General features: G+C 61.7%; 25 protein-coding genes. 22 read left to right on the top strand and 3 right to left on the bottom strand.

All coding sequences use genetic code 11. The features are described from left to right. Nucleotides 1-2: 2 nt before the first annotated feature. Together NQV17_RS16810 and NQV17_RS16805 are read left to right on the top strand one after the other, a co-directional pair. Nucleotides 3-287: a hypothetical protein gene (locus NQV17_RS16810; RefSeq protein WP_203438505.1), complete on the top strand. Its 285-nt coding sequence runs from the start codon at nt 3-5 to the stop codon at nt 285-287. Nucleotides 288-316: 29 nt separating this feature from the next. Then, nucleotides 317-1,345, top strand: a complete 1,029-nt coding sequence (locus NQV17_RS16805; protein WP_257773105.1) for a type IV secretion system protein — start codon at nt 317-319, stop codon at nt 1,343-1,345. A 2-nt stretch (nt 1,346-1,347) separates the two neighbouring features. Here NQV17_RS16805 and NQV17_RS16800 read toward each other — a convergent pair whose 3' ends face one another. Beyond that, nucleotides 1,348-1,617 (bottom strand): hypothetical protein, encoded by a 270-nt coding sequence (locus tag NQV17_RS16800; RefSeq protein WP_257773104.1) that lies wholly within the window; start codon nt 1,615-1,617, stop codon nt 1,348-1,350. A gap of 75 nt (nt 1,618-1,692) precedes the next feature. Between NQV17_RS16800 and NQV17_RS16795 the strand changes: the two genes are divergently transcribed. The 4 genes from NQV17_RS16795 to NQV17_RS16780 are packed head-to-tail and all read left to right on the top strand — an operon-like array spanning nt 1,693 to nt 5,238. Beyond that, on the top strand, nt 1,693-2,436 hold the full coding sequence (locus NQV17_RS16795; protein WP_257773103.1) for a type IV secretion system protein: 744 nt from the start codon (nt 1,693-1,695) through the stop codon (nt 2,434-2,436). Further along, nucleotides 2,433-3,461 (top strand): TrbG/VirB9 family P-type conjugative transfer protein, encoded by a 1,029-nt coding sequence (locus NQV17_RS16790; protein WP_257773102.1) that lies wholly within the window; start codon nt 2,433-2,435, stop codon nt 3,459-3,461. The genes NQV17_RS16795 and NQV17_RS16790 overlap by 4 nt, the downstream gene beginning before the upstream one ends. A gap of 2 nt (nt 3,462-3,463) precedes the next feature. Further along, on the top strand, nt 3,464-4,813 hold the full coding sequence (locus tag NQV17_RS16785) for a TrbI/VirB10 family protein (RefSeq protein WP_257773101.1): 1,350 nt from the start codon (nt 3,464-3,466) through the stop codon (nt 4,811-4,813). After that, nucleotides 4,810-5,238: a TrbG/VirB9 family P-type conjugative transfer protein gene (locus NQV17_RS16780; RefSeq protein ID WP_374692723.1), complete on the top strand. Its 429-nt coding sequence runs from the start codon at nt 4,810-4,812 to the stop codon at nt 5,236-5,238. The genes NQV17_RS16785 and NQV17_RS16780 overlap by 4 nt, the downstream gene beginning before the upstream one ends. A 128-nt stretch (nt 5,239-5,366) precedes the next feature. On the opposite strand, the gene NQV17_RS16775 is transcribed toward NQV17_RS16780, so the two are convergent. Then, entirely contained in the window at nt 5,367-8,207 is a 2,841-nt protein-coding gene (locus NQV17_RS16775) for a UvrD-helicase domain-containing protein (protein WP_257773100.1), read from the bottom strand. Between the two features lie 386 nt (nt 8,208-8,593). Here NQV17_RS16775 and NQV17_RS16770 point away from each other — a divergent pair, with 386 nt between their 5' ends. Next, on the top strand, nt 8,594-9,619 hold the full coding sequence (locus NQV17_RS16770; protein WP_257773099.1) for a type IV toxin-antitoxin system AbiEi family antitoxin: 1,026 nt from the start codon (nt 8,594-8,596) through the stop codon (nt 9,617-9,619). 31 nt (nt 9,620-9,650) lie between these two features. Continuing rightward, nucleotides 9,651-10,499 carry a nucleotidyl transferase AbiEii/AbiGii toxin family protein gene (locus NQV17_RS16765; RefSeq protein WP_257773247.1) on the top strand — a complete coding sequence of 283 codons (849 nt, stop codon included), beginning with the start codon at nt 9,651-9,653 and terminating at the stop codon, nt 10,497-10,499. Nucleotides 10,500-10,538: 39 nt separating this feature from the next. Here NQV17_RS16765 and NQV17_RS16760 read toward each other — a convergent pair whose 3' ends face one another. Continuing rightward, nucleotides 10,539-10,958, bottom strand: coding sequence for an ACT domain-containing protein (locus tag NQV17_RS16760; protein ID WP_257773098.1), 420 nt, complete (start codon nt 10,956-10,958; stop codon nt 10,539-10,541). Between the two features lie 191 nt (nt 10,959-11,149). Here NQV17_RS16760 and NQV17_RS16755 point away from each other — a divergent pair, with 191 nt between their 5' ends. From NQV17_RS16755 to NQV17_RS16690, 14 genes are all read left to right on the top strand, one after another. Next, the gene (locus NQV17_RS16755; protein ID WP_041746185.1) at nt 11,150-11,374 is read left to right on the top strand and encodes a helix-turn-helix domain-containing protein; all 225 of its coding nucleotides are present in this window, start codon (nt 11,150-11,152) and stop codon (nt 11,372-11,374) included. 405 nt (nt 11,375-11,779) lie between these two features. After that, a complete protein-coding gene (locus NQV17_RS16750) occupies nt 11,780-12,451 on the top strand; it encodes a DUF3577 domain-containing protein (RefSeq protein ID WP_257773097.1) in 672 nt (223 codons plus the stop codon). Nucleotides 12,452-12,955: 504 nt separating this feature from the next. Next, entirely contained in the window at nt 12,956-13,375 is a 420-nt protein-coding gene (locus NQV17_RS16745; protein WP_257773096.1) for an antirestriction protein, read from the top strand. Between the two features lie 75 nt (nt 13,376-13,450). After that, nucleotides 13,451-14,038: a hypothetical protein gene (locus NQV17_RS16740; RefSeq protein ID WP_257773095.1), complete on the top strand. Its 588-nt coding sequence runs from the start codon at nt 13,451-13,453 to the stop codon at nt 14,036-14,038. 123 nt (nt 14,039-14,161) lie between these two features. Further along, nucleotides 14,162-14,698, top strand: a complete 537-nt coding sequence (locus NQV17_RS16735) for a hypothetical protein (RefSeq protein ID WP_257773094.1) — start codon at nt 14,162-14,164, stop codon at nt 14,696-14,698. 267 nt (nt 14,699-14,965) lie between these two features. After that, nucleotides 14,966-15,526, top strand: a complete 561-nt coding sequence (locus tag NQV17_RS16730; RefSeq protein ID WP_257773093.1) for a DUF3275 family protein — start codon at nt 14,966-14,968, stop codon at nt 15,524-15,526. 67 nt (nt 15,527-15,593) lie between these two features. After that, entirely contained in the window at nt 15,594-16,700 is a 1,107-nt protein-coding gene (locus NQV17_RS16725) for a DUF6094 domain-containing protein (RefSeq protein ID WP_257773092.1), read from the top strand. 76 nt (nt 16,701-16,776) lie between these two features. After that, on the top strand, nt 16,777-17,232 hold the full coding sequence (locus NQV17_RS16720) for a hypothetical protein (RefSeq protein ID WP_257773091.1): 456 nt from the start codon (nt 16,777-16,779) through the stop codon (nt 17,230-17,232). Nucleotides 17,233-17,522: 290 nt separating this feature from the next. Beyond that, nucleotides 17,523-18,134, top strand: coding sequence for a hypothetical protein (locus NQV17_RS16715; protein ID WP_257773090.1), 612 nt, complete (start codon nt 17,523-17,525; stop codon nt 18,132-18,134). 123 nt (nt 18,135-18,257) lie between these two features. Further along, nucleotides 18,258-20,555: an SNF2-related protein gene (locus NQV17_RS16710; protein ID WP_257773089.1), complete on the top strand. Its 2,298-nt coding sequence runs from the start codon at nt 18,258-18,260 to the stop codon at nt 20,553-20,555. Between the two features lie 45 nt (nt 20,556-20,600). Further along, the gene (locus NQV17_RS16705; protein WP_257773088.1) at nt 20,601-20,951 is read left to right on the top strand and encodes a DUF3085 domain-containing protein; all 351 of its coding nucleotides are present in this window, start codon (nt 20,601-20,603) and stop codon (nt 20,949-20,951) included. Nucleotides 20,952-21,357: 406 nt separating this feature from the next. Further along, entirely contained in the window at nt 21,358-22,410 is a 1,053-nt protein-coding gene (locus NQV17_RS16700; protein ID WP_257773087.1) for a conjugal transfer protein TraB, read from the top strand. Between the two features lie 272 nt (nt 22,411-22,682). After that, complete coding sequence (locus NQV17_RS16695; protein ID WP_257773086.1) at nt 22,683-23,186, top strand: hypothetical protein; 504 nt, start codon at nt 22,683-22,685, stop codon at nt 23,184-23,186. Next, nucleotides 23,176-23,556, top strand: a complete 381-nt coding sequence (locus tag NQV17_RS16690) for a hypothetical protein (protein ID WP_257773085.1) — start codon at nt 23,176-23,178, stop codon at nt 23,554-23,556. The genes NQV17_RS16695 and NQV17_RS16690 overlap by 11 nt, the downstream gene beginning before the upstream one ends. The last annotated feature ends 12 nt before the right edge of the window (nt 23,557-23,568 follow it).

The following is a 23,568-nucleotide window of genomic DNA, read 5'->3' as shown; positions in this document are numbered from 1 at the left end:
TTGTGCTGCTGCGCTGGCTGATCCGCTCGCTGTGCAGAACGCCCGCCGAACTGCGGGTCGTTCTGATGAACCTTCGTGCTTACCGGTTGCGCCGCCGGCGGCCCGATGACGAACGCGCGGTGCAGTGGAAGTTCGACCGGCGGATTACGCGCAACGTGCGTCTGTCGTTGCTCACAGGCCTGCTGATCGTACAGGTTGACAGCCCGCAGGTCTTTGCGGCCGGCTGGATTGCCCTGCCGCTCGCTGCCCTGCTGGCACTGGTGCGCGTCGCAGGTGGGCTGCGATAAGCGCTTGCGCAATGTGTGGGATCTGAGTCATGAACGACGTCATCTCGGTACTGAACGCGCTGTTCACGGTCATGCAGGCAAAGGGAACGAGCCTGCAGACGCTGTTTGTCTCCGATGGCCTCGATCTGCTTGCGGCCCTCGGGCTGATCATCGCGACCTGGCATGTGTTTCTGTGGTTGCTTGAAGGCGACTTCCCGGGCTTCTTCGCGAACCTGTTCCGACATCTGATCAAGTGCGCCGTCATCCTCGTGATGCTCACGGCCTGGAGCGGCACCGTTCACAGCTATTTCGTCGACAACATGCAGACGATGGCCTCGCGCGTTTCAGGCGGCGAAGGCAATCCAGGCGACCTCCTGCGCGCGCTCGTCAATGCCGCGTCGACCATCATGCAGGGCGTACGCACGCAGGCGGCGCAGGTCTGCCAGGAAGTCCCGGACGTGACACCAGAAGGCATCGTCATTCCCAACAGCGAACATCAGGAGTGCGGGGCGACGAGCGATAACGGCGCCGACTCGGCCGGACTGAGTTCAATCTGGACGCTCATAAAAAACCTGCCATTGATCCTGCTCGCGTTCCTTGCGAAGGCGCTCGCGATCGCCGCGATCGTGCTGATGACGCTGATCTTCGTGGTGGTCGTGCAGTTCGGCTCGTTCCTGCTCGACATCGCGTTCTGTCTCGGACCCGTGCTGATTCCCTGGTATGTACTGCCGGCAGGCGAATTCCTGTTCGACGGATGGCTGCGCTTCACGATCTCGGCGGGCCTGTTCAAGGTCGTGGCGTGGCTGATGATGGCGATCGTCGAGAGTGGCGCGTTGCCCGGCATTCAGGGACTTGTGCAACAGGCTGCTGCACAGAGCGGCACGAACAGCGACGCGTATTACGCGACGAACTACCTCGCGATGCTGGCGCTCGCACTCGTCTGCGGCGTCGGGGCTTTCATGATGTGGCAGGTGCCCGACATCGCCAGGGCGATTGTATCGGGCACCGGTGGTGGCAGCTCAAGCGGCTTCGGCAAGGGACTACTCGGCCGAAACATCACTCCCAAGTCATTGAGGTGAATTCAATGGTGGCGATGCTTAGCGCTTTGCTGAATCACGTAGTAAGTGTTTCTCTCGTCGTCCAGTCGACGTTGGCGCTCCGTGTCCGCGCGCAACGAATCGTCTCTTTCTCGCGGAGACGTGCTCAGCCAAGCCCAACCAATAAACACCACCGCGCCCGCGAGCATCATCGCGACGCCGAAATGCTGCACGCCGACCTGGTAAAGGACGAACGCCGCGAACACGAGAACCGGCAATACGAAATACAGCAGGATGATTTTGAGTCGGGCCATGGCTGCACCCTCGCAGCTTGTGAACTTGGTCTCAGTGTAGCACCGCTGGCTCTGGCCCGCGCGGAGGCATGACCGATGCAAAAGCAACCGCCTCCATCGATTTCACCACGTGCTGCCTCTGGCGCCGATCTTCCAGCCCCGCCCCATACCGGAGAAGCGGTCGCCGCCTGGTTCGCCGCGTTCCAGCGCCCTGTCTGGGAAAAGCGGCTCGCGATCAAGGTCGCGCTCGGCTTCGCACTCATCGCCGCCGGGGAATGCGCCGCCCTGATCGTCCAGAGCATGCACAGCGGCCCGCGCCCCTATTTCGTCGAACATGATGAGAAAACCGGTGCCGTTTGGGTGTCCGATCGCTACGCCGAGACCTGGTCCGCCACGGCGGCCAACAAGCGCTATTTCCTCGTCAAATGGGCTTCGCGCGTCTTCACGATGGAGGCGGACAGCCAGGACACGCTCACACGACAGATCCCCGCTGCCGTCAGTTGGACGTCGGGCGCGGCGACACGGGAACTCGAAACCTACATCACAGTAACCGATCCGGTCGCCCAGCGCGTCGTACAGACACCTGGTCTCACTCGCGAATTCGTCGAAAACTCGACGTCGTTCTCGCCCGACGGTCACGTCGCGTACCTGATCTTCACGCTGATCGAAAGCGTGAACGGCAAGCCCGCGGCGCCCCGCCAGATGCTGCTCACCATCAGTTTCCTGCTTGCCCCCGAGACGCTGAAGCCCGGCGAAGAAAAGGACAACCCGATCGGGCTGCGCATCACTCACTTCAGCATCACGCCGTACCTTGGCGTCAATCCCGGAGCGAATCCATGAACGTCATCGCGTACGCAATGTGTCTTGCGATGCTCTGTGCTGCGAACATCGCGACCGCATACGGGCAATCGCCCGCGCCCTCACCGGTTCCGTCGTCGCCACTGCCGTCAGGTGTGCCATCGGTGGTGAGTAGGCACACGAAGACCGGCACCTCGGGTCCAGTGACATCGTCCCTGCAGAATCGGCGACATTCTGCACCGCGTCAGCCAATCAACGGTCCGTATCCGTCGCCTGACGCCACGTCGCTAGTTGTCTACGACTACGACCCGGACTACCTCTATCCGGTTCTCGTGCGGACCAGCCAGGAAACGCATCTGGTGTTCGCGCCGGATGAGGAAGTGGTCGGCGTCTATCTTTCTGACACCGGCAAGCGCTGGCTGGAACATACGGCCCTCACGAAGCGCGACGTGTTCATCGAGGCACGCCTACCCGGTCTCGAGAATGCCGCGACCATCATCACGTCACGCCGGCGCTATGAACTGGACCTGCGCTCGTCCGATGATGGCAAGACGTATCAGCGGGTTTCCTGGCATTACCTCGACACGGATGCCAAAGCCTCATCCGGTCAGGCCTTGCCGTTCGGCATCGAATACCCGGGCAACGTGCCGCATGCAGACAGGCACAATGAAGACGACGTTGCGTCGGCCAGCGGATCATCATCGTCACACTCGCCCCCTGGCAGTCCACACATCATGCTCGACCGCGCGGATTTCGATTACCGCATCGAAGGCAGTGCACCGTTCGCGCCCGTCATCGTTTTCGACGACGGACGGTTCACGTATCTCCAGTTCCCGCATCAGGCAGAGCTTCCTGCGATCCTGTTGATGGATGAAAAGGGCGAAGCCGAAATCGCGAGCTTCATTCCGCTTGGCAATGACTTCTACGAAGTGCAGCAGACGGCGACCTACGGGCTGCTGCTCAAGCGCGGCAGGCAGGAAGTGCGGATCTTCAACGGTCGGGGCAAAGGCTGCGGTATTTTCGGCTGCGACGCCGCGCAGATGAAGAACATCTACGGGAAGCCCTGATCATGGCCGCCCCGCAACCCAACGGTCGCAGGCCGCCCCCCCTGACGCCGGAGCCACCGCGGCTCACGCGCATCCGGCGCAACCTCGCGAAAGTGCTTGTCATCGCCCTCTTCTCCACGCTGCTCGCGATCGTACTCGTGCGGGCGCTGTCCCATCCTCACGAGACTGCTGCCGAGCGGCTGCAGCGTGAACAGCTCGAAGCCGATGCGCGGCAGCCGAAGGCGTCTGCAGACGCACTACGCAAGCGCCTTGAGGACCAGCGCACGCTCGCACTGGCCCGCGCAGCAAGCGCCGCGTCGGCGCCCGGTGCACCACTGGGCGGCACACCGCTCGACGGCATCCCGAAAGGTGCGCCTGGTGATGACACCGGCCCACTGCCTCACGACTATCGTGTGCCGGGACGGACGGCATCTGCCACTGATGCGGACCGACTCGCGCTGCAACGGCAGATCGAAGCGATGCAGAGCCAGTCGCTTGTCGCCTACGAAGATACAGCGGGTAGTGCCAGCCGGACATCGGACCAGAACAGTAGCGGCCCGGCACTCGATCGCACGGTGGAAGGCCTCACGAAGCTCGCCAGCAAATCGATGGCCAGTGCGCATTCCGGTAGTGAAGGCGATCCGGCAACCGGGTCGACGATGCCGCTGCCGACAAGCGTCGCAACGGCCACTGCCCGGCATAACACCGACTGGCTGAAACAGCAGTCGAACGTGGCTGACGACGAAAAGCCGCTGATTCCCGTACCGATCGACTCGCCCTACATGGTCATGGGCGGCACGCCCATTCCCACGGTCATACTGCAGGGCGCGAAAAGCGACATGCCCGGTACATTTCGCGCCATGGTCGACCGCGACATCTATGACAGCATCGACGGCAGTTGCAAGCTCATCCCGAAGGGCACGCGCATTATGGGCCGGACGAACAACGATGTGGCGATCGGCCAGGACCTGATGCTGATGGCCGCCACACGGATGATCTTCCGCCACGCCTCGATGCGCCTCGACGGGCTCTCCGGCAACGACCCCGATGGCGAGGCCGGCGTAAGCGCTGACGTCAATAACCACTTCTTCAAAATCTTCGGATCGACCTTCCTGATCGCTGGCGTCGCCGCGTGGATCGGTCACAACCAGAACCAGTCGAACGGCACCACGATCAACATCAACGGCGGTGTCTCGACCGATCTGTCGTCGGCGGCGACCCAGTCGCTATCGCAAACGACGCAGACCATCCTTCAGCGCAACATGAACATCCAGCCAACGCTGAAGCTCGAGCCCGGTCAGCGCATCACATTCATCACGCAACGCGACATGATGTTGCCGCCCAATGTCACCGACGGGAGCTGCAATCGATGAGACATTTCCCCTTCACTCTATTGTCTTCTGCCCTGCTTGCAGCGGCCTGCATCATGCAGTCGGCCTGTGCCGAGCCGCCGGCGGCGACAGCGCCGGTGTACGATTTTGACTGGCGTCTGGACGGTGCAGCCGACGTGCGGCCGTACCAAGTGTTCGATGACGGCCAGAAAATCTATCTGCAGTTCGCCGATCCGAAGCGGGTGCCAGCCATCCTCGCCGACACCCCAGGCGGCCTCGTGTTGCTGCACTGGCGCCCCGATCCACCCTACATCATCGTCGACCAGATGGAGCGCTCGCTGGTGTTTCGCGCCGGCGCTGCAGAGGCGCGTGCGGTGCGAGATTCGTCTGGCGAGCCGCCCCATAGTGCCCATTTTGGCGCGGCTCTACTGCGCAGTACAACTCATACAGGCGGCGCAGCGCAATGAATCCGGCTCGTCCGTATCTCACCGAAAAGCGGGACGTTTCGGATGACGGCCAACTGGGTTTTGTCCTCCGACGTACGTGCCGACACCCAGGCGGGACAGAGAAACAGTACGCTAATCCGGGCCTGAATCTACATTGATTGCCCGATCGTCGCCCGTTGAGCCAGGGTCATCTGGTTGCGGCACTGTAACGAAGGATATCGCGTGCATCCGTAGAAGGGACCATTTTTTCCCGGCCGCTGTACCATATATCCCTGCTTGCAGACGTTGCATCGGACTGGTTGTTCGTCCTTCCCCTCGAACACAACCGCCTTGCCATATTCCGGCCCGAGCAGTTCCAGTACAAATCGAGACGGCTCAGTCGACGAGAGGAAAAGCGTGACCTGTTCACGGGCCCGGGTCAGCGCGACATAGAACAATCTGCGCTCCTCTGCATACTCGAAGGCCTCCCTGTTTGCAAATGACAGTCCAAGAAGCGGGTCATCTTCCATCTCCGATGGGAATGCGTACCACCCTGCCTGCAGGCTATGCACGAGCACGAAATCCGCTTCAAGCCCTTTCGACTTATGCACAGTATCGAGGGGCTTCGTCGTCTTCTTTTTTTCGTCGGCCACTTTTCTGATCTGCAGCCGCGTGCTGTACTGATCGTTCCATCGGTCAATATCCTGTTCGGTGACCACTTCCGTCGTCTCATACTGATAGCGGCCCAGAATCAGTACCGTGACAACGCGCATTTGCGACCCGGCAAGCGTCGCAAGTTCGGCCAGCTTCCGTTCGATGCAGGCAATGAGTGAATCCTTGTCGGTATATTCGACGATCCGCACGACCCCGACATCCTCCTTGTTTCTCGCTCGCACCTCTTTGGGAATCTGCGCCGGGTTCCTTCGGACGAAACGCGCCGCCACGTCGCTGACTCCCTGGTTACTCCGGAAGGTCGTACTGAGGAAACGGGTCTCCGTCTTCCCGAAATGCGCCTCAAATTCACGCATGATGGAAAGGTCCGATCCTGCGAACCGGTTGATCGCCTGCCAGTCGTCGCCCACACCAAAAAGTACCGAATCCGGATGCCTCGCGAGAAGCGCCTTGACCAGCCGCGCGCGCCCTGGAGAAATGTCCTGAAACTCGTCGACGAGAATCACCTTGAATGGGGAGTTGGTATAACGACCGGTTTCGACGTACGTGGCCGCCAGCCCAATCATGTCGGCAAAGTCGATTGACTTTAGTTCGTGGTGCAGACGGTGCTTGTACTCCCGCCACACGGGAAACAGGAGCTCAAGAAACGCCAATGCCCGCACCACATTGTGTTGCTTGCTCGCCCGGACTGAGAAGTGGTTCTCGTCGTAGCCACTTTCTTTCGCGTGCGAAATCAGCGAATGCAGGAGCGTAACAAGATCCAGGTCCTTACGCTCCTTCAGACAGCCCTGCAGCTCCGCTTCGGTTTTCATCGCGAACGTCACGCCGTGGGATGTCAGCTCACGGCGCAGGTGGGCAAATACAGATCCATCCCTGAACTGGGCACTCGTCGTCTCAATGAGGCGGGTCCCGCAATCGGCATGCAGCTTGCGCTTGCCGATTGCCGATTTCACATAGGCGCTACCAAAAGGGGACGTTCCATCCTGGCGCAACGCAAAGTGTTCGTGATAGAGCCTTCGGCCGTCCGCAAGCTCATAGACGAAATCCGGTTCGTACTTCGTCCAGCCATGAGCGGTCACATCGTGCTCGTATGGCGCCTCATACCGGTATCGAACACCGTGAACATAAAGCCAGTTCGCGATCGCGAGTTCTTCGAATGACCGTACGGGCTCCCCCTGAAGCGTCGGAATACCCCATTGATCGCGGTCCTTTCTTCGCCTGCCCTTGCTCTTGATATAGGCCTCGTACGCCTCGATACTGTCGAACTCCTGTTCCGGGCCAGGCTCCCAATGGACCGCCTTGAAGAATAGCCAGTTGCCGAGAAATTGACGGTCGTTGTTTCTCAGGTCGGCGACAATTTTCAGGACAAGCTGCCTCGCGCCGACTTCGACACGGGCTGTTCTGCCCTGAACCTCGCTGACGATTGACTTGCCGAGACTGTGGAACGTCTGGGCCGTGATCGGTATCTGGAGCCGCTGGGCCAGACGATCTCGGATTTCCTCGGCGGCTTTTGCGTTGAACGCAAGTGCCAGCACCGCGTCCGGTTCCGCGTAGCCTCGCCTGATCGCGTAGCCGACCTTGGCAACGAGCGTGGAGCTCTTGCCAGACCCGGCCGCAGCCACCAGCAGATTGCGGTCCTCGAACACGACCACGGCCTCCTGCTGCTCGGGCGTCAGCTCCGATTTTTCGACATGCCTGAAAAAGTCCGCCCATTGCGGATCGGCCATTTCCCGTTTGACGAACGCCTTGTTCCAGTCGGCGATACCCGAATGAGGCGGATTGACGATTCGGCCGAGTTCCGCGATCCGCTTGCGCGCCTTGTCATAGCGGGCATCATCGAACGGCCAGACATTGAGCAACTCCGTAAACCGGGGAAGCCTTGCGATGTTTCCTGTTTCCGAATCGAGCAGGCAGCGGATGTCGTGGCCGCGAACGTAGCGATTTCGTTCGAACAGGTTTGTGGTCGCAGCATCGAGCGCCTTAATGCGCGGCAACAGTTCTCCGTACTCGCGCCGCCGATCCTCTTCGAGACGCTTTTTTCGTTCTCGCTCCGCGATCAGCTTGCGCTCCGTTTCCTCGCGGGCGGCACCATGAATGACCTCTGCTGCCCGACGCCTGGTCAACCCGGCCAGCCGGATATGCTCCCCTTCATGGTCAAACGTCAGCGTGGCCCACAACCAGCTGGCTTCAATGCGCGCTTTTTCGAGAGATGCTGTCACGACTTGGCGTCGTCGTCCCGATACTTCGACAATTTCGCTGCGGGGTGATCCGAGAACCAGTTTCCAGCGGGATCCACCGCCAAACAGTCGTCCCCAAACCCCGGGAGTAAATGTGGTCATGACCGCCCTTCCATTTCTTGTTGATGCCGACGCTAACTGGCGCCGTGTTTCGCTTTCTGCGGTTGTTGTTTATTGATCAGATGATTGCGTTGCAGCCTACACCATACTGAAGTGTCACGGTGGAAAACGGCATATCACGCCCAATCGTGGTCTCGTTGGAAAGCACGAAGCTGCGTGAGCAGCCGTGGCGTGCGCCATGCTGTTAGCGTTGGGGCCAGGGACGAGCGGCTGCCGACGGGCAGCTGTCGGCAGTTTTGTCAAAAAACTGGCGCGTCTACGGAACGTGAACATGGGAAATTTTTAGACAACCCCATAACTCTGTCCAAAATTTCGCGGCGTCCACGGGACGTGTACAATCAGAGATAATTGGACAACCTTTCCCTGTCATGCCCCCGACCAATCAGCACCCGCCTCCCTTCGTGGAATCTGCCGCAATTGCGTTTCGCGACGCGACCGGCATCTCCGTCACATCGCGCAGCGCCCCCGCCGCGTCCGCCGTGGACGCGATACTGGAGTTCGTGGTCGGCACCCACCGTTTCAAGCGACCGGCGCTCGTCAGGCAGACAGTCGACCGCTATGGCACGCTCGCCACCATCCGTGCGCAGGCCACGCCCAGTACCGGCGATCGCCCCCTTCTTGTGACGACTTACCTTTCCCCAAATATCGTCGACGCCTGCCGGAAGATGGAAATCGACGCGCTCGACCTGGCCGGCAATGCGAGCGTGCTTCTTGGCGACAGCGTGATCCTCGTATCGGGGCGCCCAAGACCGCAGATAAGCCTGCAGGGCAGCGACCGGGTCTGGACAAAGTCCACACTACGGGTGGCGCTCGCATTGCTCTCGGTCCCTTCGTTACTGCAACAGAGCTACCGCGACATTGCAAAGGTCGCTGGCGTCAGCCACGGAACTGTTCAGAACGCAATACGCGGCATGCTTGCCCGTCGCGACCTGATTGAACTGCCGGGCGGACAAGGCATGCAGTTCACGGACGGCACCCGCATGATCGACGAATGGACCACCCTGTATCCGACGCTACTGCGTGGCTCCCTCCAGCTTGGACAGTACCGCACGGACATGCCCGAGTGGTGGCGAAATGTCCCGGTACTTCCCGACCGATGCCGGTTTGGCGGAGAGCCCGCGGCGGCCATCGTTACGGAATACCTGAAACCGGCCTTCTTCACCGTATACTGCACGGACGAAGTACCGCGCGAATGGATCGCAAAGGCACGACTACGGCCGGATAACAAGGGAAACGTCGAATTCCTGAAGTCTCCGATCAGGTTTGCATCGATGCCGGATAGTCCCCCGAACGTTGTACCGCCCCTGCTCGTCTACGCCGATCTCGTCGCGAGCGGTGATTCCCGCAATCTCGAAACCGCCCGACTACTGCGTGAACAATATCTCCCCGCTTGATCCGCGTCCCCATCGCGCCTTTCCACCGGAAATGATCGCCCTTCTGCGGGAGGTGGCAGTTGCGGCCACTGCCAGGGGCATCCCGTGGTTCGTCGGCGGTGCAAGCGCGCGTGACATGCTGCTCACGCATGTTCACGATATTGAACCGACACGGGCCACGGCAGACGTCGATATTGGTATTTCCATCGAAAGCTGGGCCGGGCATGAGGCGCTCAGAGCGGAACTGCTTGCGTCAGGTCACTTCGAGCAGCGGGGTAACGCGACGCACCGCCTCCATTACCGGGTACCGGCCACAGGCGTCAGGACATGGCTCGACGTCGTCCCATTCGGGCGCATCGCGGACGACAGCGGCGAGATCGCCTGGCCACCGGATCAGGCGATCCGCATGAACGTGGCTGGCTTTGAAGAGGCGTTGCGCACGGCGGTGCCGGTGCGCATGGATGCCGACCTCGTCGTGCCGGTCGCTTCGCTACCAGCCCAAGCGATGCTCAAGGTCATTGCCTGGCAGGACCGTCACGGCGTCGATCGCAAGGACGCGAGCGATCTGCTTTTTCTGCTCGCGTGGTACGGCGAGGCGGGAAACCTGGAAAGGCTGTACGCCGACGATGGCTTCGATCTGATCGAACAGCACGACCATGACCCCGACATCGGTGGCGCAGCGCTCCTCGGTCGGGACATGGCAGATATCGTTACGCCGGAAGTGAGCGCGCAGATCCTCGCCATTCTCGCGCCGGACGCCCCGTCACCGCTGATACTCACGCACATGATGGCAAGCCGCATGCGGATTCCCGGAGACGATTCGGCTGAACGGACCGGTCAGCTGTTTGACGCGTTCCGCCAGGAATTTCTCGCGGCGGTTCAGCGCCGCAGCGGCGCATGACCGCCGGGGACCACGGAAGACCTCCCTGCGCGTGTACGGCTAACCCGCCACGCCATGTGCTGCCCGCGACTGGAGATCCATCAATTGAGCAAGCGCATCCGTTGCGCGCTCGACGGGCACAAAAATGTGATCATGAAAGGCTGCAGCAACGACGTTGCAACTGATACTGGCCTTCGTCAGCGCCTCAGCCACCGCAGCAGTGAGCCCCACTGCCTGCAGGTCCGAGTGAACGGTCAACGTGATCCACGCTGCCCGGAAAAGCACCGGCAGATCCTCGCGCACGGCCGTCGGCTCATCGATGATGACGGTCAGCCCTTCGCGCTCACGAAACGTCGCCAGGGGCGCGAGCTGCGACACGTCCCTATCCGCCTGCACGGACGAGAAGACATAGGCACCTTCATTCAGTTCTGGCTGCATAGACGCAAGCAGCTCCGCGAGATCAGAAACCGGTTGGCTCACTGAGTTTCCTGTCGGAGAGAAGTCAATCGGGCAGGACACCGACAACTACGATTGCGAGCGGCGCCCACGTCGCTTTCACAGCACCATTGTGACTGACGCAATAATTGTCACTCATAGTGCGTCCTATCATAGAGCGTGGTCTCAAACAGGTCAAATCCGTACGCTTCGATATCCTTCCGCTCGAGATATTGATGCAGTACGACCCGCTTGCCCTGTTTGGAAAACGCCTGATTGCGCTTCGCAAGGCGCGCGGCTGGTCGCAGGAGCGCCTGGCGCTCGAAAGTGGCCTTGCCCGGTCGTACATCGGCGGCATCGAGCGGGGCCAGCGCAACATCGCCCTCTATAACATCTGCGTGCTGGCCGCCACACTCGGGGTTTCACCCGCGTCAATGCTCGAATTTGATGAGCTTGCGTGACGGCTCACATTCTTTCGGGGCTGTTCACGAAGCTACCGTGACCAATCGTGACGACAGAGTATCGGCCGCAACGGCAATGTACCGATCATGAGACATCGTGACGCGTCATGAGCTCAACATTAATCCCGTTATACCGGTCTCGCACGAAAAAAAGATGGCGCGGTTATCACCTTGATTTTTTGATTTCGCCGGCTATGATTCGCGATTGAAGTTGCCCGCTGGAGCCCATTCAGCATCCTTTGCAGCACCGTCGCTTTGCGACACCTTTTGCGGTTTCGCTTCGTCCCACTGTCTGGACCACCGCAGGTCGTTTGACCGGAAGCTCCCTTCCTTGCCCGTCTGGGGAATTGCCATTCCCCGACACGGGCCCTGGCGATTCCCCTTTTTTCGTTCTGGAGAATCGTCATGAATCAGTCAGTCGAACCCCGCAAGTATTTCGATCTTCATCTGCGTGGCCTCGGGTATCTGTCGCGCGTGCGCGATGTGACCGCCAGGGGCAATGGTCGCAGCAAGGCGAAACCCTTCCTCGCATGCGCCATTTCCGCGTTCCATGGCGATCCGAATGTCGAGAACGGCATCGTCTATCTCCCGCTCGACCTGATCGTCGCCGGCGAAAAGGCCAGGGAAGCGGTCCGCTCCGTGATGGACGACGCGAACGATCCCGATGTGAAAGTCCTCGTTTCGTTCCGCGCGGGTGATCACTACATCCGGACGTTCGAGCGCACCGGCAACCGCGCTGGCGAAACCGGCGCCGTGCTCAAAGGGCGCCTGCTGAAGCTCTTCTGGATCAAGGTCGACGGCCAGGAGGTCTATCGAGATGAAAGCGAAGAACGCGACGACGCGGACGCCGGAAACGATCAGGCACCGGAGCGGGTCAACGGACAAGTGCCGTCGACAGACGGTCGTGATCAGCACGACACGGACGGCGTCGATGAGCCCGACAGCGGTCGCAACGCACCGGAACCACGCAAAGCTTCGGCTTTGACTGAGCGCACTGCCCCGCGTACCAACCGCTATCCGCCACTGCGCCGTCACGGCAACGCCAATACCCGTCGAGCCGCCACCAGCGCCGACTGAACGGCAATCCTTCGTCCCCGCCCCGCGCGGGGGCTTCTCGCATGACCGGTCAGCCGGTTTTCCCGAGCGACGAATCACAAAACGCTCAGGAAAGCCGGCGCTGGCCCCAATCCACACTGGGTTCGCGGCGGCCCAACCACGCCGTGCCGTTTGTGCCGGACCGATTGCTCCGGCCCAGACACACGCCTGGCAGATGCATGCGCCAGGCGTCATACGTCATTCCCTTCTCATAGCCAGCCACGGCCAATGAGGGCCAATAAAGGCCAATGACGCATGACGGTTTCACTGCTGGCCTGCCAGCTTGCAGGCCCGTCCGTCGCCACGCGAGGCGACACCTTTGCAGCCCACTTCCGGTGCCACTGTCTGCACGGCTGTTCCCGCGTCACCTGGCGCGCAGTTCGGAATCACCTCCTGTCACGCCTTCGGGCCCCACCTTGTCCAACCCTCGCGGGGATGCGCTTCCCCGCCCGGGCAGCCGTTCGCCGCGTTCTTTCGGAGAACGTCATGACTCAAGCCAGCGAAACACGCACCATCACGGCCACCATAGTGCCGGATGAGCGCCGCATGGAAATCCTGCCGCGCTATTTCGGCAAACACATGATCCGCGCCGAAGTGGCGGTCTATACGGCCATGTCGTCACTGTGCCCGACGTACCACGGTGGATTCTGGGATTACGTCGAGCTGTCCAATGGCGCCTTCTATATGGCACCCCGCCTCAGTGATCCGCTGCCCATCACCTGCGACGGCAACGGATATGACGGCGAGATGAGCAGCGATGCCGCTGGGATTGTTGCCACGCTGTTCGCGTTGAACGCCATGGCGTGGTCGACGGAAGAAGCACGCTTCACGGACCTGTATCACGAGCTGCTCGCCTTTGTGCCGTCTCACCCGGAAGCTCGCGAGATCTTCGCGGCGATCGACTGACGTCCTGCCTATCTCTTACACCCTGCGGAACGCACCCCGCACGGGTGCGTCTCCGCGTCGCTCACGGAGAAAATCATGTCAAGCTGTAACTGCCTCGTCTCCCGGCCACGCGTCAGAAAGCCCAGCGACATCGAAATGCGTTGCTGGCCGGGCGTGCAAACGGAACACCATACGCGAATTTCAGCGGTGCTCGCGCACGCCGCGAACTGGCCCGTCGGTGAAGACGGTCCGTCGCAGCAGGTTTTCCAGTGCCGTGACGGGCGCACATTGCCGCGCTTTATGAGCCAGAGCGTCGGTCTTCCAGACGGCCTCTACCTCGGACTCTTCAACGGGCGCGACGATCCACTTGGATCTCCGCTCGTCACCGGGTTTGACGGACCGCTGATCGGCCGGCTGCGTTACTGCCACACCGCCGAGGCCCGCGACCTCGAACTGGAATTCCTCGATCCGTACGAGGGCCGGTGCTTCTTCCCTGACATGGGCGTCGTCGCCGGACCGGATGGCGAGGTTCCTGCCGGGAAGATCACGATGCCGATCCAGCTCATGCTCAACTCGGGGGCCATCGTCTTTGATGGCCGGTACTTCGCCGACTGGACCGTGTTCATCATCAGCTCCGTTCGTACCGCCATGGATCGCGATCTTCGCGCGCAGCGACGCGTGTAACCCCCGGCATCACGATCGCCGTTTTCACTTCCTTCCATCACTTGCACCGTATCAACGGTGCTTCCCCGCGGGTCATCGCTCCGCCACGGGAACGATGCCTCGTCTCACCTTGCGAGGTACATCATGGGATGGCTGTTTGGTCATGGACAGACGCGCACGCAGCTCATCGCTCGTCTGACACGCGACGAGGGGCATGACGGCTTCACACGTCGCTGCCTTCGTCACTGCACGAGTGGCAACGTACTCTGGACCGTCTGGGAAATCGGTCGCGCGGGCGTTGCGCCGATGCGTTTCATCGGCTGCGACCTGCTCGCATGGGACAAAACCTGTGCAGGCTGGGGATACAAGGATATGTGCGAGCAGATGGAACCGCTTTATTACTCCTGCCCCCTCGCCTATCTCGACATGGTCCCACCCGTGGCGCCCGCGTGGCGCGAGCAGGTTCGCGCCTGGCATGCGGCCCGCTCACGCTCGCTCGCGCCAGGCGATGTGCTGACGCTCAGCGGTCTGTCGATCAATGAGGCGGTGGTCGTGAGTCGACACCATCGCACGTGGATCGTCGAAAGCGGCGGCCGTCTGTTCAGGTTTCCCCCTCGCCTCTTCCGTCATATCGTCGAGCAGCGCACCGCCGACGAGTGCGGTCCGCAACGCGCGGGCTGATCCATCCATGCCGTCGGGTAACGCATCGCGCTCCCTGGCCGACATGCCGGAAGCCTCCGTTCATTAGCTTCCGGGAATGAGCGACGGCTGTTGCCTCGCCGTATCGGTCGCGCATCGCCCTATCAGCAAGACCTGCGATGTTTTCGTTCGGCGTGTCGGCTGTGCCCTGTACTGACCGCGCAGCGACAGTCTATCCGCACGATCTTTCCCAACCCGCGGGACACCATGCCCGCCAGGGAGGGTCCCGCCTCACTGCATGGAGGCATCATGATTTCGCTTTCCGGCACGCTTGACGTGCGCACCATCAAGGGCAGCAACGGCCCGTTCCAGGTCGGGGAACTCACAACGTCCGTCGGCGAGTTCAAGGTCAAGGACAAGGTGCTCGAGCAGTTCGAGCCCGGCGCCTACACCGGCACCTTTCTGATCGACAAAATCTATCCGCACAGCTACGTGTGGTACGGCAAGGTCACCGTCGAAATCCGCGCGAGGCTCGCCGATGTGCAACTCGACAACGACGAACCGTTCAGCGAGACCGGGCGCGAGCCCGCCTCGACGGAGCCGGACCCCGTCGACGAGGAGCGCACACCGGGTGCCACAGCCACCTCGCATGCCGACGAAACGCCGGCGTCCGCACAAACCGGCGACGATTCCGGCGAGCTGTATCTGCCCGACCTGTTCGGCACCGAACTGGCCGATGCGATCGTCGCCGGGGAGCCGGTGAAGCTCGATCCAACCGTCGACCGCGGCGTGTTCCGCCAGCAGCGCGATCAGCTTCGCGCATTTGGCTACGCGTTCCAGGCCTCCAGCCAGACTTGGCTGAAGGCCTGATTCCCATCCATCGACGGTGTGCCAGGCCTCACAGCCGCGGCATACCCGTGACCCAAAGGAGAGTCGTATGGCCCTGATCTTTCCCCGCCTCGCCAGAAATTTTGTGAAGAACGGGTATTTTCCGACCGACGCCGCCACGCTCGCGCACATCATGCCGGCGCTCGCGCTGGCCGATCCCGATCGCCCCGTGCGGCTGCTCGATCCCTGTTGCGGCGAAGGTGCCGCGCTGCAGGAACTTAGGGCTGCGCTTGTTGCACACTCCACGATGCCCGATGCGGCCCGTGCGTTTGGCGTCGAATACGACCGCGAGCGTGCATGGCACGCGAAGGAAGTACTTGACACCGTGGCGCACACCGACGTCCACGACATGTTCATCACGGCCCGCAGCATGGGACTGCTGTTCCTCAATCCACCGTATGGCGATGTTGTATCGGACAAGGCACAGACCGGCGAGCGTCAGCCAGATCGTCTCGAGAAGATCTTCTACCTCAAGACGGTCTCGTGGCTCGTATTCGGCGGCGTCCTGGTCCTGATCGTGCCGCACTACGTGATGGACCGAGAGTTCGCCACCATGATTGCCCGCAACTTCACAAAGGTTGAGGTGTTCCTCGCGCCCGACCAGACGTTCAAACAGCTCGTGCTTTTTGGCGTCAAGCGCCGGGCGGATGGGGTCGACACCGCACTGGCCGCGCGCCTGGCTCGCATCCACGAAGGCGAAATGCCGCCCGAGCTGCCGGAGAGCTGGACCGCTGAGCCGTATCGCATCCCTTCGACGGCCGGCGAATACACCTTCATGTCGACACGGATCGATGCGCCGCAGCTCGAACACGAGCTGAAACGCCTGCAACACGCCACGCTGTGGCCACAGTTCGCCACGATGTTCGCGACGAAAGCTGTCACGCCGCGGCGTCCGCTACGTGATCTTTCCGACTGGCATCTAGCGCTCGCGCTCGCGGCCGGGCAGATCACGGGTGTGGTGATCGGTGCTGACGGTACGCGCCTGTTGATCCGCGGCGACACCATCAAGCAGAAGGAACAGGAAGTCCAGATCGAGGAAACCGACAAGGGCGATATCCGGACCACGATCCTGATGCGGGACCGGTTCGTTCCGACGATCGCGGGCATCGACTTCACTCCCGGCCCGAACCTCGGCCGAATCGTCACGATCCGCTAGCCCGGGTCACCTTCATCAACCCCGCGGGGCCACGCCCCGCAGCGACGGGCTTCCGCACTTCCAGGACACCTGTGTCATGAATAATGATACGAGCCTCACGGGGCAGACGCTGCCCGCCTTCATGGTTGGCTACAGCCTTGACCATACCCACCGCGTCGTCGTCGGCATTCGGGCCGCCAGCGCCGACGCAGCTTGCGCCATCGCCCGTGCGGCATTCGACGCCGGGACATTATGGGACGACACGCTGGACATGCCACTGCTCTACGACGATTACGATGAGCTTAACGGGCAGGTCCTCAACTTTGATGCCACGCCAGTCGCAACATGGCCGGCTGCCGATGTCTCGGTACGCGCAGCCAAACTCCATGCCGCTGCGCATCGGCTGCTCGCATTCGCACGGCTTGCCGAAAGACGGTTGCCGCTCGCAGCGGCGATCGAAGCGTGGCATCCCGATGCCCTGGTGCCGATGACGGTCACCGCCCGGCAGGCGCGTGATCTCCGCGCACTGCTGGGCACGCTGGATGCCTGCTGACCGGCGAGTCCATTGCCCGAAATCCCTGTGCGTCCCTCGAATGGGGCGCTTTCCCGGAACGTCGCATACGGCGTTCGGGGAAAGCGTGGTTCGCAGCCCTCATTTCCGCTGATCTGCCGGCCGCAGATCCGTTGTCGTCCGTCACGCGGCACCTTTGCACCACCCGCAGCTTTCTTCCTGCGCCTTCGTCTGCGCGGCTGCGGCTTCGTTCGCGAAGCCCCGGAATTTACCTCAACCCGACCGGGTCCGCATCCGGTGGGTGCGCCGGACATTCAGACTGGAGCACCCACATGCTGTATCCCATCAAGGAACTGCAGGACATCTTCGTCGACGCCTGCGTGCGTGCACCCGATGGCGAACTCGTCTTCGTCTCCGTGTTCGGACGTGATGGCGCCGTTCAGCAACTCTATGCCGCCCTGCACCTGGGCATCCAGGAAGGCGGTATCCGGCAGCTCACGCTGCTCGATCCCGACAACGGCCAGCCGGTTGCGTCCGTCCCGATCGGCGACCCGCGAAGGCTGGACAAGTACAGTGGTCGCCTGCCGAAAGACAACCTGTTCGGCAACCTTGTCCATACCTGGATTTACGACGAGTCGCTACTTTCCCCGTCGAGAGCCGCTGGCTCGGCATGGCTATTGGTCGATCGCGAAACGCAGGTTCACGACGACGAGTCCCTGCAGGCCCGCGTCTGGTCGCTGATCGGACAGCTCAGTCCAATACCGCTGCTGCCGCATTGGCGTACGCCCGTGCTCGACGCATTGGGCAGTCAGCTCGTCGCCCATCTCGATGACGCGTCTTATGCGCCTGTCGGGCGCATCCACGCTTCGCGAGTCACGCTCCCCGAGACATTCGCGAAGGCGATCTCGGAATTCGTCAGCAGCGGCGCGCTCTCGCTCGACTGAAGCGCAATAGCGCTCATCCTGGCAGCACAAGCCGCATCTGCGGCCCTCGACATTTACCCCAACCGGCGGGACTCACGCATCCCGCCAGGGGAACGTGCGACCCGCGTTTTATGGAGACGCATCATGGAAGATCTGCAATCCGCTGTCGTCGATAGCACCACCACCAGCGCCGATCTGGTGAGCGACGATCAATCTTGTGACGTAATTGCCCTACCGGACTTCATTGTGAACTTCGGTGCCGGACTGCTGGAGGCCGTCCGCCAGCAGAATCCGTCGATCTATGATGGACAGCGCCCACTATGCTGGGACGCATTGCTCAATGGACTTTCGCGGCAACCCTTCCCCGCACAACGCGAAGTCATCCATGCGATCACGACGCTGCTCACACAGCACGCGTCAGGCGGTGTCATCAATGCAGAAATGGGCACCGGAAAAACGCTGATGGGTATCGGCGTCGCGGTCCTGCTGCATCACACCGGTAATCCGCGCACGCTTGTCATCGCGCCACCGCATCTCGTCTACAAATGGCGACGCGAAATCAAAACGACGATACCGGGCACACGCGTCTGGATTCTCAACGGCCCGGACACACTGCGCAAGCTGCTTCAGCTACGTGTCATGCATTCGAAGCCAACGGTGCCGGAATTTTTCATTCTCGGTCGCGTGCGTATGCGTATGGGCTTCGACTGGAAGCCCGCCTTTGCGCGCCGCGTCGCGACGCTCGACATGGAGACCGATGCAGTCACGCGCGTCTTTGCCTGTTGCCCCTCGTGCGGCGAGTTCGTCTGCGACGAAGACGGCAATCCACTGACGCCCACACTGGCTCGCCCAGCACTTAACGAAAAGCGTCGTGCGTGCAGTTGTGGTGAGCGGCTGTGGACCCTTGCGCCCAAAGGCCAGGGCACACGAACGATGCGCGAATTGGTGAAGGGCGCGCTGTTGCAGATGCCGACCGTTGGCGAGAAGACCGCCGAGCGGCTGCTCTCCCGCTTTGGCGAATCGATGCTCGCCGACATGCTGCAGGACAATCTGTACGAGTTCATCAATCTGATGGACGACAGCGGCGAGCTTGTATTCTCGGACCGGCAGGCCAAGCGCATGGAGCGTGCGCTCGCCCACACCGAAATCTCGTTCGGACAGGGCGGCTATCAGGCCTCGGAGTTCATCAAGCGATACCTTCCTCAAGGCTACTTCGGTTTGCTGATCGCTGACGAAGGCCACGAATACAAGAACGAAAATTCGGCCCAGGGACAGGCCATGGGCGTACTGGCCCGCAAGGCCTCAAAAACGCTGCTGCTCACCGGCACGCTGATGGGCGGCTACGCCGACGATTTGTATCACCTGCTCTATCGCCTGAACCCGTCCATGCTGATCGAAGACGGGTTCAACTACAACAGCAACGGCTCGATGGCCGCTGCCACAATGGCCTTCATGCGTGAGCATGGTGTGCTCATCGACATTCACAAGCAGGTCGATGAAGGTTCGCACCGGACCGCGAAGGGCGATCGCAAGAGCGTCTCGACGGTGAAGGGCCCGGGCTTCGGCCCCAAGGGCATCATGCGGTACGTCGTGCCGTACACGGCCTTTCTGAAGCTCTCGCAGATCGGCCAGAATGTCTTGCCGCCCTACGACGAATCGTTGCTCCCGGTCGCCATGACCGACGATATGGCGGCCGCCTATCGTGCGCTCGAGTCGACGTTGACATCGGAACTGCGCGCCGCGTTACGCTGCGGCGACAAGAGCCTGCTCGGTGTAGTGCTCAATGCATTACTTGCATGGCCGGAATGCTGTTTTAGGCCCGAGCTCGTACGTCATCCGCGCACCAAGCGCATCCTCGCCAGCGTGCCTGCATTGCTGCGCAACGACCAGCCGGGTCCCAAGGAGGAAGCGTTGCTGCGTCTCGTGCGCGGCGAACTGCTGAATTGCCGGCGCACGCTGGTCTATACGACCTATACCGGTACGCGGGATACGTCGGTGCGGCTGAAGAACCTCTTCGATGCAGTGGGCGTTAGGGCATCCGTGCTCCGTGCGAGTGTCCCTGCCGAAAAGCGCGAGGACTGGGTCGCGGACCAGCTCGAACGCGGCGCCGAGGTCATCATCACAAACCCGGAACTGGTCAAGACCGGCCTCGATCTGCTCGAATTCCCGACGATTGCTTTTCTTCAGTCGGGCTATAACGTCTATACGTTGCAACAGGCCGCACGCCGCAGTTGGCGTATTGGTCAGACGCTCGACGTCACGGTGCGTTTTCTCGGGTATGAGGGGACCGCGCAGATGCGGTGTCTGAAGCTGATGGGACAGAAGATCGCCGTCTCGCAGTCCACCTCCGGCGACATGCCCGAGTCCGGTCTCGACATCCTCAATCAGGGCGGAGAGAGCATCGAAGTTGCACTCGCGCGGCAACTGGTGAGTCAGGAATAACCGGGAACCTCATCTCCTACCCCACCCTTCATGGAGGAATTCATCATGATCCACTTCCTGGCCACGGATCTGCGTCCCATCATCTCCGAAGCCCGCACACAGCAATGTCGAATCGTGTTGGTCAAGGATCACGGCGACTACATGCTGTCGGAGAAAGGCGAAATGGAAAACGGCCGTCGCAGGATCATCGCGTGGGCTGTCGAATGCAATCCCGATACGGTGCCATTCGCCGACTGGTGGGAACGCGCCCAGGCGGAATTCGGCGGCGATGATTTCGTCGAGTATCTCGATCGCGACGATGCGGTCTTCGACCACGTGATCGCCGAAGGCTTCGATCTCCAGATCGAAGCCGACGCCGGTTACCTCTCCATCAACGCTGTGGCCCCACGCTCCTGAAGGTCTCCTTCCTTTTCGCTCCCATTCAAAGCGATGCGCCTGATCCCTTCCGGGACCGGGCGCTTTTTTTCTCGATGACTTTTCTCTCGACGGTAGCGCGAACGCAAGAGCTATCCTATGCTTGACGTTGCAGCGCGCAGATCACTGGGGAAAGCCCGGCCGGCATCGACCGTGCCGCTGACTTCTGCCTCCCTGTGGACCCATGTTTTCGCTGCCTCCACTTCTTCTGTCAACGCGGGCAACTGTCCAGTCTCTCCGACGCAGCCTTGCATGGGCGACTTTGATCTCCACCGGCGCGCTCGTGGCGCTGTCCACATGGTACCCGGGGCACTGGCAGGTGCTCCTGCTGCTCCTGCCAGCCATATGGTCCCGCGTGCGGGAACGAACCTCGGCACTCGCGATCTGGATGGGCTATTACCTCGCTGGCGCACGGGATATTCCCGTCGTGAGCATGCGCTTCTTTTCCGGTTATGGGGAGCTGACTCGACCGGAGGGGCTCGTACTCGGCTCCCTGTTTTGGATCGCGCAGGCGTGCGTGCTGGCGACACCGTGGGCCGTGGTCAAGCCGGAGCCGAATGCGGGCGCCGCACGCTACGCCTTGTGCGCCACTGTCGCGACCGTGCTCGTGACCGTACCACCACTCGGCATCATCGGCTGGCTATCGCCGGCATACGTTGCCAGCACCCTGTTTCCTGGCTGGAAGGCGCCGGGCCTGATGCTCGGTGTGACCGCCATCGCGTGCGCGGCCTCCGTCTCACGCGGACCTCCCGTCCGACATGTCGCGGCGCTGCTGGTGATCCTGTCCGCCATCGCGCACAGTTTGGTGAGCACACCACTTGTACCGTCCCGGTGGGTCGCACTCGACACACACTTTGGCCGGTTCGATCAGTCCAGCTACGCGTTGCTCTACGCCCGAACGCAACAGGTCCAAGCCATCACACAACGCGCGTTCACTGCGGGCGCCACCATCGTCGTCCTGCCAGAGGAAATCGTGGGACTGTGGCGCCCAGCGATGGACTACTGGTGGCGTGACGACATGCAGGCATTGGCTACGGCCAAGCGAACGCTGATCATCGGCATGGACCTGACCGTGTCCGCCACGCCGTTCCGGTACACCGACAGCGCGATCATCGTTGGCGCCAGCCACGGGCGCATCGACAGTCGCCAGCCGGTGCCCGCGGCGCTATGGCGCCCTGGCGTGGCCGTCAGTGCGATCCGCGGCGGCCTGATGCAGCCATACATCACGGTCGCCGGCAAACGCGTGGCCTTCTCGATCTGCTATGAGGACCTGCTGTGGTGGCCGCATTGGCGCGTGTTGCTGCACTCGCCCGACGTGCTCATCAGCCTGTCCAACAGCTGGTTCGATTCCGACCTCGCGCTAGCACACATCCAGCGCCAGGGTATCGCCGCAATCGCCCGCCTGTCCGGTACGCCATTGCTGGGTGCGGTGAACCGGTAGCTGCTGTTGCCGCGGACAGGCGTGGGATAATCGTCCATCGTTCCGCCCCAGCCGTCCTGATGCCGAAAGCCTACCGAAGACGAAAGCGACCTGTGTGCCCACCAATCGGTGCGCTGATGCGCTACCGGGACAGGATGGTACGCGTGGTGGCCGAGGCGAGCGGCCAGCGCGCCGTCATTGAGTCCATCCTCGAAGACGGCCGCCCGTTAAGGAGTGTCGTGAAGTGGGCAAACCTCGCACACCCTGGTGACCAGCTCTTCTGAGCACAACCCATGCAACTCGATATTTTTGACGACAGCCGTGATGTGATGCTGCGCAACGATGTCCTGTCAGCATTGCAACACCACAATGCCGCAGTCGCCCGCGACGCGCTGCAGGTCCTCACGCACGAATACCCGGACGACGCAGCGATCGAGGCACTCGACACGCTCGTGACTGCCCTCGAAGCACGTTGCAGCAGACCCTTCGAGAGTCACGAGGACGCACTGGGCGCGCGTGAGACACTCCTGACCCGCATCCACCCCTCGGCGCGCGACCTGATGGGCGAGCGCGGCGCCATCGCATGGCTGGCGCCCTTCTGGAACGAACTCGCGCAACGCGCTGCGGGTCTGCCGTTCCGTGCGGGTCAGCCCGATGCGCATGCTGCCTCGCTCTACCTGCAAGCGGGCAACTGGAAAGCTACGGAGTCCGCCATTATGCGCATCGAATCTTGGCGTCGCATTCCAGCGCCGCTGATGTGGATGGCCGAATGCCGGTACCGGATCGATGGTCTCTAAGCCCGCCTGGCCGCTTCTGGCCGAACTCGCATGGCTTGCGCCCACGCGTTTCGATATCCTGTTTTCGCGCCTCAAGGACAGTTCGCTGGATACACTGCGCAGGACATTCGATGCGTCCTTTGACGGAAGCGGCGATGTCGTCGACCTGGCGTGGTTTCCGGCCTGGGCGCTGATCCAGAAAACCGGACTCGCACCACTGCTGAAGCAGGCGCAACCCGGCCGTGACAACGAGCCTGAGCGCGCGGCAAGACTGGTGCTTCGGCTGCTCGCGCTCGAGCGCGAAGGCCGTCATCACGAGCTGATGGATAGCCGCCGCAATCTGCGTGATCTCCACGATCCGCTCTATCGGCTCTACATGAAAACGCGTTGAATCTTGAAAGCC

It is taken from the genome of Burkholderia sp. SCN-KJ, from assembly GCF_024656005.1.
Lineage (GTDB): Bacteria > Pseudomonadota > Gammaproteobacteria > Burkholderiales > Burkholderiaceae > Burkholderia.
The sequence above is the reverse complement of the archived record's forward strand: the minus strand, read 5'-3'. Positions and strand labels throughout refer to the sequence as shown.